The 13,899-nt window shown below is 45.8% G+C and carries 15 protein-coding genes; 8 read left to right on the top strand and 7 right to left on the bottom strand.

The genetic code is table 11. The features are described 5' to 3' along the window. Positions 1-40: 40 nt before the first annotated feature. Both IEY34_RS03035 and IEY34_RS03030 read right to left on the bottom strand, forming a co-directional pair. Positions 41-949, bottom strand: a complete 909-nt coding sequence (locus IEY34_RS03035) for a carbohydrate ABC transporter permease (RefSeq protein WP_189007419.1) — start codon at positions 947-949, stop codon at positions 41-43. A gap of 12 nt (positions 950-961) precedes the next feature. After that, positions 962-1,864, bottom strand: coding sequence for an ABC transporter permease (locus IEY34_RS03030; RefSeq protein ID WP_189007416.1), 903 nt, complete (start codon positions 1,862-1,864; stop codon positions 962-964). Between the two features lie 520 nt (positions 1,865-2,384). Here IEY34_RS03030 and IEY34_RS03025 point away from each other — a divergent pair. Genes IEY34_RS03025 through IEY34_RS02990 form a run of 8 tightly spaced genes read left to right on the top strand, consistent with a single transcriptional unit; the run spans position 2,385 to position 5,404 of the window. Further along, positions 2,385-2,735, top strand: a complete 351-nt coding sequence (locus IEY34_RS03025) for an AraC family ligand binding domain-containing protein (protein WP_189007413.1) — start codon at positions 2,385-2,387, stop codon at positions 2,733-2,735. Then, positions 2,680-3,129 (top strand): hypothetical protein, encoded by a 450-nt coding sequence (locus IEY34_RS03020; RefSeq protein ID WP_189007996.1) that lies wholly within the window; start codon positions 2,680-2,682, stop codon positions 3,127-3,129. Before IEY34_RS03025 ends, IEY34_RS03020 begins: the two co-directional genes overlap by 56 nt. Continuing rightward, positions 3,069-3,449: a helix-turn-helix domain-containing protein gene (locus IEY34_RS37650; protein ID WP_189007410.1), complete on the top strand. Its 381-nt coding sequence runs from the start codon at positions 3,069-3,071 to the stop codon at positions 3,447-3,449. Before IEY34_RS03020 ends, IEY34_RS37650 begins: the two co-directional genes overlap by 61 nt. A 5-nt stretch (positions 3,450-3,454) precedes the next feature. Next, a complete protein-coding gene (locus IEY34_RS03010; protein WP_189007407.1) occupies positions 3,455-3,820 on the top strand; it encodes a hypothetical protein in 366 nt (121 codons plus the stop codon). Next, entirely contained in the window at positions 3,753-4,673 is a 921-nt protein-coding gene (locus tag IEY34_RS03005; protein ID WP_189007404.1) for a glycoside hydrolase family 2 protein, read from the top strand. The genes IEY34_RS03010 and IEY34_RS03005 overlap by 68 nt, the downstream gene beginning before the upstream one ends. Next, complete coding sequence (locus tag IEY34_RS03000) at positions 4,660-4,872, top strand: hypothetical protein (RefSeq protein WP_189007401.1); 213 nt, start codon at positions 4,660-4,662, stop codon at positions 4,870-4,872. The genes IEY34_RS03005 and IEY34_RS03000 overlap by 14 nt, the downstream gene beginning before the upstream one ends. 14 nt (positions 4,873-4,886) lie before the next feature. Continuing rightward, a complete protein-coding gene (locus tag IEY34_RS02995; RefSeq protein WP_189007398.1) occupies positions 4,887-5,138 on the top strand; it encodes a phosphoheptose isomerase family protein in 252 nt (83 codons plus the stop codon). A gap of 32 nt (positions 5,139-5,170) precedes the next feature. Then, entirely contained in the window at positions 5,171-5,404 is a 234-nt protein-coding gene (locus IEY34_RS02990) for a hypothetical protein (protein ID WP_189007395.1), read from the top strand. Between the two features lie 16 nt (positions 5,405-5,420). Here IEY34_RS02990 and IEY34_RS02985 read toward each other — a convergent pair whose 3' ends face one another. The 5 genes from IEY34_RS02985 to IEY34_RS02965 all read right to left on the bottom strand — a co-directional run bounded on the left by IEY34_RS02985 (position 5,421) and on the right by IEY34_RS02965 (position 13,860). Next, positions 5,421-7,775 (bottom strand): AraC family transcriptional regulator, encoded by a 2,355-nt coding sequence (locus tag IEY34_RS02985; protein WP_189007392.1) that lies wholly within the window; start codon positions 7,773-7,775, stop codon positions 5,421-5,423. A 177-nt stretch (positions 7,776-7,952) separates the two neighbouring features. Next, positions 7,953-8,999 (bottom strand): sporulation integral membrane protein YtvI, encoded by a 1,047-nt coding sequence (gene ytvI / locus IEY34_RS02980; protein ID WP_189007389.1) that lies wholly within the window; start codon positions 8,997-8,999, stop codon positions 7,953-7,955. Positions 9,000-9,013: 14 nt separating this feature from the next. After that, complete coding sequence (locus IEY34_RS02975) at positions 9,014-10,351, bottom strand: hemolysin family protein (RefSeq protein ID WP_189007387.1); 1,338 nt, start codon at positions 10,349-10,351, stop codon at positions 9,014-9,016. A gap of 30 nt (positions 10,352-10,381) precedes the next feature. After that, complete coding sequence (gene yfkAB, locus IEY34_RS02970; protein WP_189007384.1) at positions 10,382-11,509, bottom strand: radical SAM/CxCxxxxC motif protein YfkAB; 1,128 nt, start codon at positions 11,507-11,509, stop codon at positions 10,382-10,384. Between the two features lie 128 nt (positions 11,510-11,637). Next, the gene (locus IEY34_RS02965) at positions 11,638-13,860 is read right to left on the bottom strand and encodes an MMPL family transporter (RefSeq protein ID WP_229757444.1); all 2,223 of its coding nucleotides are present in this window, start codon (positions 13,858-13,860) and stop codon (positions 11,638-11,640) included. Positions 13,861-13,899 lie beyond the last annotated feature (39 nt).

Here is a 13,899-nt window from a genome sequence, read left to right as displayed (position 1 = left end):
ATTGACAGATACAGAGCAGGTAACCTGCACCTGGAATTATTTAACCTTTTACAGAACCTACCGTCAATCCTTGCACAAAATATTTCTGAAACAGCGGAAAAACGAGAAGCATTGGTCCTGCTGCCAAAATACACATAGCCATACGTGCACTTAATGATGGAACCTGCGTGCCTGGTTTAACCAGACCATACTGAATAGCTTCCGACGAGTTCAAGTACTCCATATTCTTCAGAACGCGAATAAGCAAATATTGCAGCTTCATTAAATGATCTTGATCCATATACAGCAAAGTCAGCCACCAATCATTCCAGTATTGGAGTGCGAAGAACAGCCCCAAAGTAGCCAGTGCGGGCTTCGATATTTGCAGAACAATTTGGGCAAAAATTCTCAACTCGCCCGCACCGTCCATTTTTGCCGACTCAATAATCGCTTCTGGTATCGTTTGCAGGAAACCTTTCATCAGAAGCACAAACCAGCCGCTAATCAGATAAGGCAATATGAGTGCCAGGACATTGTTTCTGAGTCCCAGCCATTTCACCATGAGAATATAGGAGGGCACCATCCCCCCATGAAAGAGCATCGTGAAGAAGATAAAAAAGGCAAGAAACGTACGGTATGAATAATCTTTTCGCGAAATGGCATAAGCGTAGGCTGTAGTTACCCACATCCCAATCAACGATCCAATTACCGTCGTGCCGATCGTAACCAAATAAGAATCCAGCAGAACTTTGGGCTCGTGAAGAATGACCTTATACGCATCCAAAGTAAAGTTTTTGGGGATCATGGAATACCCATATTGGATAATGTCATTTTCCGTTTGAAATGAAGTACCAATAATGACAAGAAAGGGAAACATACATGCCATACACAACAAGATAAATAGGATATGGATGATCAAATTACCCTTCGTTATCGGAGGTCGCGAACTAGCTAATCTGTGAGGATTCATGGCTTATGCTCCTTAAAAAAGTGAATTTTCTGGATTTATCCGTCTGACGATATAATTGGTGAGCAGCACCAGGCAAAATCCAACAATCGATTGAAAAAAACCGGCAGCAGAAGCCATCCCAATATCCCCCATGTCAATCAGTGACCTGTAAACGAAAGTATCGATGACATCCGTAGTCTTGTAGATCAAGGAAGAATTCAAAGTCACATTGTAAAATAAACCAAAATCGCTGTAGCAGATACTTCCGATTTGGAGAATCACCAACATAATAATCATCGGTTTGATCATCGGTATGGAAATGGAGAAAGCCTGGCGAATCTTGCTGGCTCCATCGATTTTGGCTGCATCATAATACTCTGCATCAATCCCCATCAGGGCGGCGTAATAGATAACGGAGCCGTACCCTAATCCTTTCCACACAGCCGCCGCCACCAGAATGTAAGGCCAATATTGGGGCTCATTGTACCAGAGGACTGGCGCTTTACCCAATGTCACCAAGATGCTGTTAATAACGCCATGCTCCATATCGAACAGTGCTCTGAAGGCAAATCCAGCGACTACCCACGAAATAAAGTAAGGGATAAATAAAATCGTTTGATAGACCTTTACGAATTTCCGGCTAAGCTCAAATAGCAATAAGGCAATAATAATCGAGAGAAACGTCCCTAACACAATGAAAACAGCATTATACAGGATCGTATTGCGAAGCACGCGATACAGCACATCCCCATTGAATAAGAAGCCAAAATTGTCGAACCCGACCCAGGGACTATTCCAAATCCCAAGGTTATACTTATAATTCTTAAAAGGAAGCAGCAGACCGTAAAGCGGTACGTAATTAAAGAGTATAATCAGCATAAATCCTGGCAGTGCCAGCAGCGTCAATCCGAAATTCTTTCTGAACATTCGTGCCATTCATCTTACACATCCTAGCTTTTGGAATTTGGAATGCCTATGCCCATTCGTTCCCAATATAAGTGGCGACCTTGGGGTAGGTCCTCCGGCTTGTCATTAGTACTAGCAGCCTTCAGGCAAATAAGGTTTTACAGGTTCTCCCGTATTTTGCATCGTAAACATAAGGGTCATGGGCTGAGTCATCCCATCAGATTCCCTCCCCGGCGCATTCCTCCGAGCTGCGCCGTGGAATATGACGGTGAAGCTCTTAATCATTCGTTGCCATCTCATAACCTCGTTTCTAAAGCCTTGCCATACCTCAACTCTAGGCGATGAATCCGGCAAAGTATATTGCATTATAGGTATTTTCCTTCAAAACTGGCTTCCAAGACTGCAGTTTCAGCGAAGGAATCGACTGCATTTTAAGCAAATTCCTATAGACTGCGTATTCGGCAGTGATTATCATGCAGCCCCCTCCACGAAAGTTCGCCTGATATTGTATACTAAAACTATTGTAGAAATGGGGAAGGAGCGTCAGGAAATGAGGAAACTGCCCTTGCCTTATCGGTATATGATTGATGAATTTCTCACTCCATCCTTTCATTTCAGCATCTCCGAGTATGAGGTACACCGTGTTCATGATTTGCATGGGCATGAATTTTTTGAGATGGAGATTATTTTGGACGGCCGGGGCACACAAATTTTGAACGGGGAATCCTTCCATCTTGCCCCTGGCGCCATTTACCTTCTGACGCCCGTTGACTTCCACACCATTATTCCGGAGCCGAGATTGCCTCTTCGATTAATTAATCTGAAATTTACCGAGGAGTGGCTCGATGAAGAGCTGCGCCTGTTTTTTTCAACAACCCAATCGGATATCTATCCGCTGTGAGGATACACTTGTAGCTGGCATTGAATTGGAATGCCAGCGATTAATAACCGAATGTGCCGAATCGCGGATTGGCAAGAATCAAGCCATTCGGGCAACATTGAACAGAATGCTGGTCGATGTCCTGCGGGCTTGTCCCGCTGATCCCAAAGCTTTATTCACTCATTCGAGAGTAGATGTCCCTGAATGGACTCAACTCCGCAAAGCGCTGCATTATATCGATTATCATTTTCGTGAACCGATAACTCTCCATCAAGCTGCGGCGCTCACCCCTCGGAGTCCCAACTATTTCAGTGAAAATTCAGCAAAGTTATCGGTCAGTCGTTCCAGCAGTATTTGCAAGAGAAGAGGCTTCAATTTGCCCATAGGCTGCTGCTTAATTCCAGTTTACCGATGACTGAAATTGGGCTGGCTTCCGGCTTTAATTCGTTGTCTTATTTCATTTCATTCGTTGTTTTAAAAGCAAATACGGGCTGTCCCCGAAAGCAGCCCGTCACTCCAAATAAAAACCGAAAATCGTGCTATGTTTCTGAACATAAGACAAGTTTAATCATCAACCTCCTTGTACAATGGGTTCGTAAGTCCCCATCGTTACGAGGAGGTTTTTATATGATCGATACCCTGTGCCTGAACGGCCAGTGGCAGCTTGTTTATTTCCCTCAAGATCAATGGCCTATCCATCATCCCGATGATTTGAGCAGCTTGCCTTGGAGCTAAGGGTAATGGGAGCGTCGGGCGAATCGGTGTTTCAGATCAGCAAGCCTGTATTGTTCAATTTGGGCACCTTGACCCTATCCGTGGAGAATCTCCGCCTTTGGTGGCCTAGCGGATACGGGAAAGCTGCGCTGTACGAGGTCACAACCGAACTGGTCCATCAAGGACGCGTACTGGCTTCGCGGACAGAAAGAATTGGCATTAGACAGGCGCAGCTCATTCGCACAGAAACGACCACCTCCGAAGCAGGGGGAATTTCTATTCCAAGTCAACCACACGCCAATCATGTGCAAAGGATCGAATTGGGTGCCGATGGATGTGTTCCACAGCCGGGATGCCAGCCGTTACGAGACCGCGCTTCAGCTGTTCTGTGAAACAGGCTGCAACATGATCCACTGCTGGGGAGGGAATGTTTACGAAGACCATGCTTTTTATGATTTCTGCGATCAACATGGATTGATGGTTTGGCAGGACTTCGCGATGGCATGCGCCGTCTATCCACAGACGCCCGAATTCTTCGAAGCCATGAGACTTGAAGCTTCATCCGTGGTCAAGAAGCTGCGCAATCATGCCTCGCTTGTCCTATGTTGCGGCGATAACGAATGTGACGAGGCTTCTCAGTGGTATAGCTTGCCCGATCCCTCCGTCAATGGGATTACCCGGAAGCTGCTGCCGGATGTCATTCAGCAGTATGATCCACACCGGGCGTATCTGCCCAGTTCTCCCTATCTGTCTCCTGAAGCTATCCAAGCCGGGAATATGAATATGGCGTCTGAACGGCAGCTCTGGCCCTTCGACAGCAGCAACGAGCAATGGATTGCGCATGCCACAGAAGATAGCGGCTCACAAGGACCTAACGCAACACGGATTCAGCTAATGGCAAATCAAATTAAAGAATTATTCGGAGCCATTCCTGACTCTTTGGAGGATTTCATACTGGCTTCACAAATTTCCCAAGCAGAGGCTAAGAAATTTTTCATCGAGATGACTCTGCTCAAGAAGTGGCGCAAAACCGGGATTCTCTGGTGGAACATGATCGACGGATGGCCGCAGTTCTCCGATGCTGTCGTCGATTATTACTATGGCACCAAGCTTGCCTTTCACTATATCCGCAGAGTTCAGCAGCCTGAACGACTCCAGAGAAGCTGCAACGGGCACTTATCGCATTTGGGATGCGGATTCGAAGGAAACTCTCATGGAGGGCCGTTTTCATGTGGCGGCCAATGAAAATGCCGAGCTTGGCAAAATTCCTATTTCTCATTCGCAGAAACGGTTGTTTCTTATGCAATGGACTATGGATGGCGTAACCTATGGGAATCACTATCTGCTTGGCTTTCCGGCATTCGCTTTGGCGGATTACCAAGGTTGGCTGCCGCAAATTACTGCGCTTTTGAACGATTTTCGGGCCGATGAGATCGATCGATAGGGGGAATTTATAGGATGGATATAATGATATTGGAAACTCACATGCAGCAGCTTACAGCACGTTATCCAGATTTGGAAATCTGTACATCTGACATTCTCAAGGCTTTCCAGCTATGTGCAAATACGTTCCATTCCGCTGGTAAAATGCTGCTCTGCGGCAACGGGGGAAGTGCCGCCGAGGGTATTGCCCTGCTAGGGAAAGCTCAGTTTCCTACGCCCAAGGAACCTCTTCAGGCAAGCTGGTCTGGATTACAGCGCAGCAGATAGCAGAGGCTGCCCAAGCAGGAGACGATTCTGCTTTGCAGATTTTCCATACCGCGGCTGTACTCGTGGACATCCTGAACCCAGAGCTGATCGTCATTGGGAGTATTTATGCGAGACAAAGCAGCCTGCTTGAGGCTTATGCCTGGCAGGAACTTCACAGAGAGGCGCTCCCTCTTGCCCTGCAGGTCTGCCGTGTCGTTCCTTCTGGCTTGGGAGATCAGGTAGGCAATTATGCCAGCTTATCTGTTGCCGCATTTCAACTTATGTGAAATGTCCGAATGCCTTTTATCCCTTATTGTTTAAATTATTCATATTTCTTCGAATGGCATATTCCTTGGGCGTAACCTTATATTTCTTTTTGAACATGCTGAAGAAATAAGTTTCATTGAGGATCCCAACCTTTTCAACAATTTCATACACGCTTAGATCTTCATGGGTGAGCAGTTCCGCTGCTTTGGCCAATCGAAACTCGTTGATGCAATCAGGAATCGATATCTGTGTAGCTTCCTTATATATTTTGCTTAAATTTCTTGTGGACAGCTTCATGATCGAAGCGATCGAAGTCAAACTCAAGGAAGGGTCCTGATAATGGTTATGAATGTATTCAGTAACTGCATCTACCACAAAGTAATTCAATGAGTTCGTAGTTTCCCCTTGGCCTTGTTGGAACGAATCATGAAGTGCGGCCACAATGATCCGATGAATTTCGACAATGGTTTCCTTCTCCAAAATATTGCGGCTGATAGAGGAAATGTGCAGAGACGGTGAAGCCGTCACTTTCATTTCTTCCAGCGTCTCGATCCCAGCATCCACTAGTCTGATGATAGAGACGAAGGCATTGTGATAGTTGAGCGTGCTAATCTCCGCAAAAATATGGGACAAGACCTCCTCCAACGCTCCAGCGTTTCTCGACTTGATGGTTTCTAGAAACATTTCCTCCAGATTTCTGGCATACCCCGTTTTTTTGCTTTCAACATGTTTCTTCACAGTCTCGTGCGTGATAACAGAGGAATGCCCAAGCAATAGACGATACATCGACTGATCGAGCGCCTTGTTATACAAACTGTGCAATGTCTTCCTATGATTTGCCTTATCGCTGATGGAAGCGGTGAAGGATACTTTGAAAAGCCGTGAAACGTTCTCTTGGGCTTCTTCCATGAGAGAAACGATTCGCCAAGGAAACTGATCATCTTCCTCTGGGAGGCTAACAATCAATACAACATGATCATCTTTCATGTCGAGTCCTTCGTTAGGGTACTCTCTTGCCACAATCTCTGAAGCAATGTTAATTAAAGCAAAACGAATGGTATCTTTATCTTTGGCTTGGAACGTTTGCTGAAATTCCTTGTAGTTATCTATTTTCAATAAACAGATGACATAGGAACCGTCCAAAGAAATAGAAAACCTCATGTCTTGAAAAATAGTTTCTAATTCGGAGCCGCCAATCGAGAAGCTCTCCGTGAGCAGTCTGCTTAACCAATAATGCTTCATCACATCTTTATATTGATATTTTTCCTTATCAAAATGGTCGAGCTTTTCCATCGATTGTTGGTAAACCGTATTCAAATAAGAGATCTCATCCACGACTTCGTCTTTATTTAATCGGCGAACCCGATCCAACATAATGGAATTCACTAGCTTTCCTAGCGGTCGATAAATTTTCTGGGAGATGCCAATGGACATGACAATGGCCATGACTAGAAAAATGATCGTGATGAAGATAATACTCGTTTTTAAGCTGTTAATATACTTATAAATTTCAAGGACAGGCTGCATTTTGAGCAGTGTCATCCCGGCGCTATCCAGATTCGTGTACGTCACCAAATATTGGATTCCGTTGTGCTTGCTCTGAAAAAATCCATCCGGTTCAGCTTGAGGATGAGCTGTTTTATAGAACATAAAGTCGCTCTTCATCCACGACATGATCTCACGATCATTAGTTCCATCATCCAAGTACTCACCATACTGGTCCAGAATAAATACATTATCTCCCTTGCGCTTATCAATCATATTGATTTGTTTAATATTTTCAAGCAGCCACTCCGGCTTCACATTGATGACGACGACACCATCCGGCTTTGCATCATTGATCAAAGTCTCGTATATGAAATATGAAAACACATGTTCGGGATCTGTTTGTCCATTGACCAGCTTTTTGATATCCCGAAAAATGGGTTTTAGCTTCGGCAGCGCTTGATTCGAATTAATAAAATCGTAGAGCATCTGATCTTTAAAAAACAACGGCGAGCCTGTACTGTAAGATTGATCCAAATTTCGATTATATATACTGATTGAGTGAATATACGGGTTTGCTGAGGTTACAGAACTAACGATTTTATTCAATCGGTATGCCACATCCACCATGTTCTCTTGCTTCGCATACATGACAGCGGTTACATCGCTATTTAAATAAAGAAATTTACTCAGGTTGCTAATCGTTTGATCCATGAAATCCATATTGTACTTGACCTGATAAAGTATTTTTTGATTGGCTGCGTATTCATTTTTGACCAAAAGATTTTGCGAATTGATATACACAACTGTGGACAGAACAACAACAAGAATAAAGATGGCCATACTGATCCATAGCACCATTTTTATAAAATAAGCCTTTGCTCCAAAGAGCAATTTAATATTCATGCTGGTTATTCTCTCCTTTATCCCGGCTGAAAGAGACAATATTCGGAAAACAGAAAAGACTGGCATACACCAGTCCTTTGGTTGTTATTTAAATGTAGTTGATCTCTAGCAGAATGTATACTTCAAAATAGGTGCTTTCCTATAAATAGGGTCTTCCCAAGCACATCTTCTTGCCCATCAGTCCAGCTTAATGTTTAATTTCAATAATCCTGCTTTGCGCATGGCTTGATAAATAATAACAACCAGTGGTCCCAGAAACAGCCCCGTTATCCCGAGCAGCTCAAATCCTAGATATAAACTGATCAAGGCGGCAAGCGCGTTGATGCCAACGGCATCACTAAGCACCTTAGGCTCTACAATTCGCCGGAATATGGTCAGAACAAGGAAGAGAATTAACAAGCCCACACCCATTCCTGTATGCCCAACCAGCAGTTGATACAACAACCATGGAATAAAGACGAGCCCCGTTCCCACCACAGGCACAAACTCCATCACCATGACGAGAAGCGAAATCGCTAGCGGGTACTCCGCATTCAACAAGAGTAATCCCATGAAAGTCACTAAATACGTTAACGCCGCCATAATGAGCTGAGCGCGAATAAATCCAAAGATGGCTTCGCGCAGATAAACAAGCACATGCTCCATCTTCTCTTTGGTCTTCTCTTCGAACATGGAGAGGAAGGCAATTTTCAGCTTGGGAATGCTGTACATAAATAAATACAAAGCGATCACATACACGATCAGCAGCATGAACAGGTTCGGAATTTTGCCCGCCATATTGAGGAAGAAACCCGAAATGCCTGTTAGCGCATCCGTTAACGCACCTGTTAAAGTTTGTGTGCTGCTTTCCACCCAGGTTTGTACCTGCGCAGCCAATTCAGGAGACAAGGAATCGTAGAAGACCTGTGTTTTCAGAACAGCCTGGTCTACATACTTATTCACCTCATCCATGTAATTGGGCGCTTTACGACCGAGGTCAATAACCTCAGTAACGACATTCAATCCAATGAAATAAAATAACGTCAGTGTCAGCAGTGTAAATAAAGTGCTAATCATCGTGGCCGCTATAAACCGATTCACTTTGATGGCACGCATCAGGAGAATCGTTAACGGATCCAAGAAAATAGCTGTCACAAGCGCAAGCAAAAAGGGAAGCCCTATGGTAAACAATCCGTAAAGCAACAGTAAGCCAATCACCATAATTATGGTCGTCTTAGGCGACATAGGGATTCCTCCGCTTATTCATTTCCCGGTTTAACTTGATTCGTTTTCGTAATATGGATGCGTACAATTCGCAAGCGATCGACTTCCGAAATTTCAAAAACATGATTGCCAAATGAGACGGTTTTCCCCTTTACTGGAGCACCTTCAAGCTTCTTAAACAACCATCCGCCAATAGAATCTACATCTTCATCTTCGATTTCCAGATCAAGCATGTCGTTCAAATCTTCAATCAATACACGACCATCAACCGATGTGTATTTCTCCTTCACCTCAACACCAGGGCGTTCGTCAATATCGAACTCATCGTGCAATTCTCCGACGATTTCCTCCATGATGTCCTCCAGAGTGAGAAGTCCCGCTGTGCCCCCGTATTCATCAACAACGATAGCCAGTTGGGAATGCTTTTTCTGCATTAGTTTCAATACGCGACTAACTTCCATCGATTCCGGCACGTTGAGAATAGGTCGAATGAAATTCTTGATCTCCTGTTCCTCATCCGGATCAGCCGTTAATAAATCAACAATATGTACAAAACCGACAATCGTGTCTTTGTCCTGCGTCGCTACGGGATAACGCGTATGTTTGGTCAGATGGACGATATGCAGGTTCTCAATGAAACTCATTTCCAGGAATAAGCAATCCATATCGGTCCGCGGCAGCATAACTTCACGGGCAATTCGTTCCGAGAACTCGAAAATATTATCGAACAGCACCATTTCATCCTGATCAATATGTCCGCTCTTCACGCTCTCATCCATCAGAATTCGGATTTCCTCCTCCGTATGAGCTGCTTCGTGCTCACTGGCAGGCTCTACCCCTAACAGCGACAATAATTTATTGGCTGCTCCATTCAGAAGCCAGATAATTGGCCGGAAGATCTTGTAGAAATAAAGCAGCGGCGCAGAAAGCCAGAGCGAGGTTAGTTCGGCTTTCTGAATAGCGAAGGACTTGGGAGCCAGCTCGCCGAGCACAATATGCAGAAACGTAATGAAGCCGAAGGAAACAATGAAAGATAAAGCCCCCGTGTAGACGGAAGTCCCTATCCCTAATGCGTGAAAAAGGGGCTCCATGATCAGATCCGCAATAGCTGGCTCACCTACCCAGCCTAGGCCTAGTGAAGCCAAGGTTATCCCTAATTGCGTGGCTGACAAATAGGTATCCAACTGAGATGTCACCTTGCTGGCATATTTAGCTTTGCCGCTGCCCTCATTCACTAGCTGCTGGATACGGGAATGCCGCACTTTCACAAGCGCAAATTCGGCAGCAACGAAGAAACCATTCAATAAGACTAGGATAATGACCAAAACGAGATTAAACACAATAGATCCAAAATCAAAGGAAGTATGTGGCAAGAGCGGATATCTCCTTCAGAGTCAATGACGTTAGATAAGTGCTTGGCGCTTCTTGAAATCAACCGTCTTGTAGTACGAGTCCGCTACCAACAGATTAGGTCCGCAGCAGGAGGCTGCCGTACAGAAACAGTTGACACGCTGATTCAATGGATTGCTTTCCCAACGGGCAAAAATCGTATCCAGCTCATCCTGATGAATGCTGCCCAAAGGCGGTTCGTTCGCAAAATCCGTGACGAACACCTCACCTGTAAATGTGCTGATATTCAAGCGGTTGCGGCCATCGGGATCATTGCGGACCGTTACATTCGGCTCTTCGCGCAGCCTCTTGACCAACAACCGGTCGGCTTCCAACTCATTGCAAGCAAAGAAGGGCAAAGTACCGAACAGCATCCACATGTCACGATTGCGGCTGTCGAGCAATCCATGAATGCTTGCTCTTAACTCGTCCAGAGAAACCATGGGCAGATGGGAAGCAAACGAGCTGGCATACATCGGATGCACTTCATGACGTTTGCAGCCCATTTCATCGATTAACTGATGAATCTGCGGCAGCTTCTCATGCGTTCGCGTGTTAATCATCGATTCAGCTGACACGTACAGTCCGCCCTTGCTGAGCGCAATCGTATTATTGACCATGCGTTCATACATCCGCGTCGCCGTATCTTGGCCAACTGTGCGCTGGGCATTCACGAAGCCAACCTGGTGGAAGTCATCCGCATTCAGGTAATTGAATGAGATGTGCATGACATCTAGGTAAGGAGCCAGCAGTTCATAACGCTCAAGATCCAGCGTTAAATTCGAGTTGATTTGTGTGCGAATGCCTCGCTCACGCGCGTACTTCAGAATTGGCAGCATATAGTCTTTGACAATCTTGATATGATAGGAGGGCTCTCCCCCCGTCAAACTGATAGTCTCCAGATGCTCAACCTGATCAAGCTTATTCAAAATGACCGACAAGGGAATGTGAGGTCCCTCCGTCATCGTTAATGAATCCCCTACTGCACAATGTTCACAACGCATATTGCACAAATTTGTTATTGTCAATTCGATGCTGGTTAATACATGCTTCCCATATTTCCGATAAGACCGAATTGGATCCCATGGGTCGTTAGAGGGGGTTAACTCCGGTAAGATGGAGTGTGTTCCATTCATATTCATGCTGTTTACACCTGACCTATCATTTCCTATTCACTTGCAAAATGTTCCTATCATGCCTATACCTATGCCCTTTATTGTAACTTATGATTGAAAAAAAAGAAAACGGCCACAAGGACCGTATGCTTCAATTAGCGCTTCTCAGCAGCCTTATGCGATTTAATTCGCAGCCACTTGGGCGCCCACCAGTTGGCATCCCCAAGCAGCTTCATCAGAGCAGGAACCAGCATCACACGAACGATCGTGGCATCAATGAGAACCGCCAGACCTAAGCCAAGCCCGAGCGCCTTCATAATTTCGATATCAGTGAAAATGAAGGAACCCACAACAACAACCAGAATGAAAGCGGCGCTCGTGATGAGACTCCCCGTTTTCCTCAGCCCGGCTGCGGTACTTCTATCATTGTCGCCACTCTCTTCATATTCCTCCATGATCCGTGAAATCAAGAAAACTTCGTAGTCCATCGAGATACCGAAGACCACGCAGAATATAATAACAGGCAGCGTAGCGCTGACGTAGCCGATCGATGTAATATGCAGCATATCTGCCATATACCCCTGTTGAAACACGAGCACAACGATTCCAAGGCTTGCGCCAAGACTTAACATGTTCATCAACACGGCTTTCAACGGCAGCAGCACGGAGCGGAAAGCAAACAACAGCACGAAATAGGTAACGCCCATGACGAAAATAAGCACGACCGGAATTTCATTCTGAATGCGGTCAATGATATCCAAGCGGTACGCAGGGCCGCCTGTCACCGCGATATCCAGCCCGCTTATCGCCAAGCCGCGAAGCTCGCGCACCAGACCATCCGTGGAAGGATCGTCCGTAGCTTTCTCCGGAACAACAACGAGCAGAGCCGTATGCCCTCTGGCCAGCTTATTGTCTTCTATCTGTGATTTTACCGCCGTATTCTTAAGCATTTCTGCTAACTGGGCATCCGTATGCTGCCCAAGTGACGTTAAGTAACTTTGGACTTCTTTGACCCCGGACACCGCTTTAACCTTATCGCTATAAGTTCGAATAAGCCCAATAGAGGCCTCATCCCATACCTCTGACTCCGTCCGGACGACGATTTGGATAGGACCCATCATCCGCGGATCATAGGCTGCTTTCATCAGATCAGAGCCATAGCGGGATTCATAAGTAGGAGGCAGCACTTCTGCATTCGGTACACTTAGTTTCATATGTCCGATCGGAGTCATCGTATAGAGCAGCGCTCCCCCTACAAGAACAACTAACAATACCGGACGCCTCATGACCATATAGGCAATCCGTTCCCAGAAGCGGGACGTCTCCTGCTTGCGGAATCGCTTAGGAACTACTTGCAGCGAATTGATCCGATGACCCAATATCCCGAGCAAAGACAATAGCATCGTATTGGCTACAACGACTGAGATCGAGACAACAATGACGCCGCCCAAACATAACGAGCGGAAAAAGGTTAAATCAACGAACAACATGCCAACTAAACCAATCAACACGGCAATGCCAGAGAAGAAAATCGATTTCCCCGCCGTCTGACATGTCATCGCCACAGCCTCAGCGACACTGTTCTGCACCTTGAGTTCTTCCCGAAACCGACTGACCAAGAACAAGGCATAATCAATGCCGACAGCAAGTCCCAGCATCGTCACCATATTGGGAAGAAAGTTCGATAAGGATTGATGCTGCGCAATAAAATAGGTAATTCCTAGTGTTAAGGTTACACTCATGATCCCCACGATCATGGGCAGCACTGCCGCCACCAGCGTGCCAAAAACAAATAATAAAACAATCAAGGCAATAGGAAGCCCAATGGCTTCTGATTTGGCAATATCGTGTTTGCTTGCTTCTTGCATATCATGCAGAATAGCTGGGCCGCCCGTTACGTAAACCTTCATGCCCGGAGGCGAATGAACCGCTTGCTTGAGCTCCGGGTACTTCTCCAGAGCAGGATCTGTATCCAGCTTCAGCGAAACCGTAACCGCTTGAATATCGCTGTACCCCTCATTTCGCGCTGTTGCAACGAATTTCACACTTTCCACATAAGGAAGCTTCTTGAGTTCACTTAGCGATTCCATAATCGTCTGCTGATGGTCTTTGGACGTCATGTCCAGCCCCTCGCCTTGATAAACCAAATTCAACATCGTCAGCGGAACGCCAAGATCATCACGCAGTTGGATGAAGCCCCGATCGGACTCACTTCCTTTGGGCGTAAAACCGTTATCCTTCAACATCCCCGGCGTTGCTCTTGCAAATACGGCGAAGCTGAGCAGCAGCACCACACAGATTCCAAGAACGAGCCACCGGAATCGATGCATGGCAAACCCCCACTTCCAGAAATTCCCTTTGACCGATGTTTCTCTCACAAGCATCCCCCATATCTGCAAAAAGAACCTGGGATCCCA

This window comes from Paenibacillus marchantiophytorum (assembly GCF_014640555.1).
In the GTDB taxonomy this organism is placed as follows: domain Bacteria; phylum Bacillota; class Bacilli; order Paenibacillales; family NBRC-103111; genus Paenibacillus_E; species Paenibacillus_E marchantiophytorum.
This window is presented reverse-complemented; position numbering and strand designations above follow the sequence as displayed.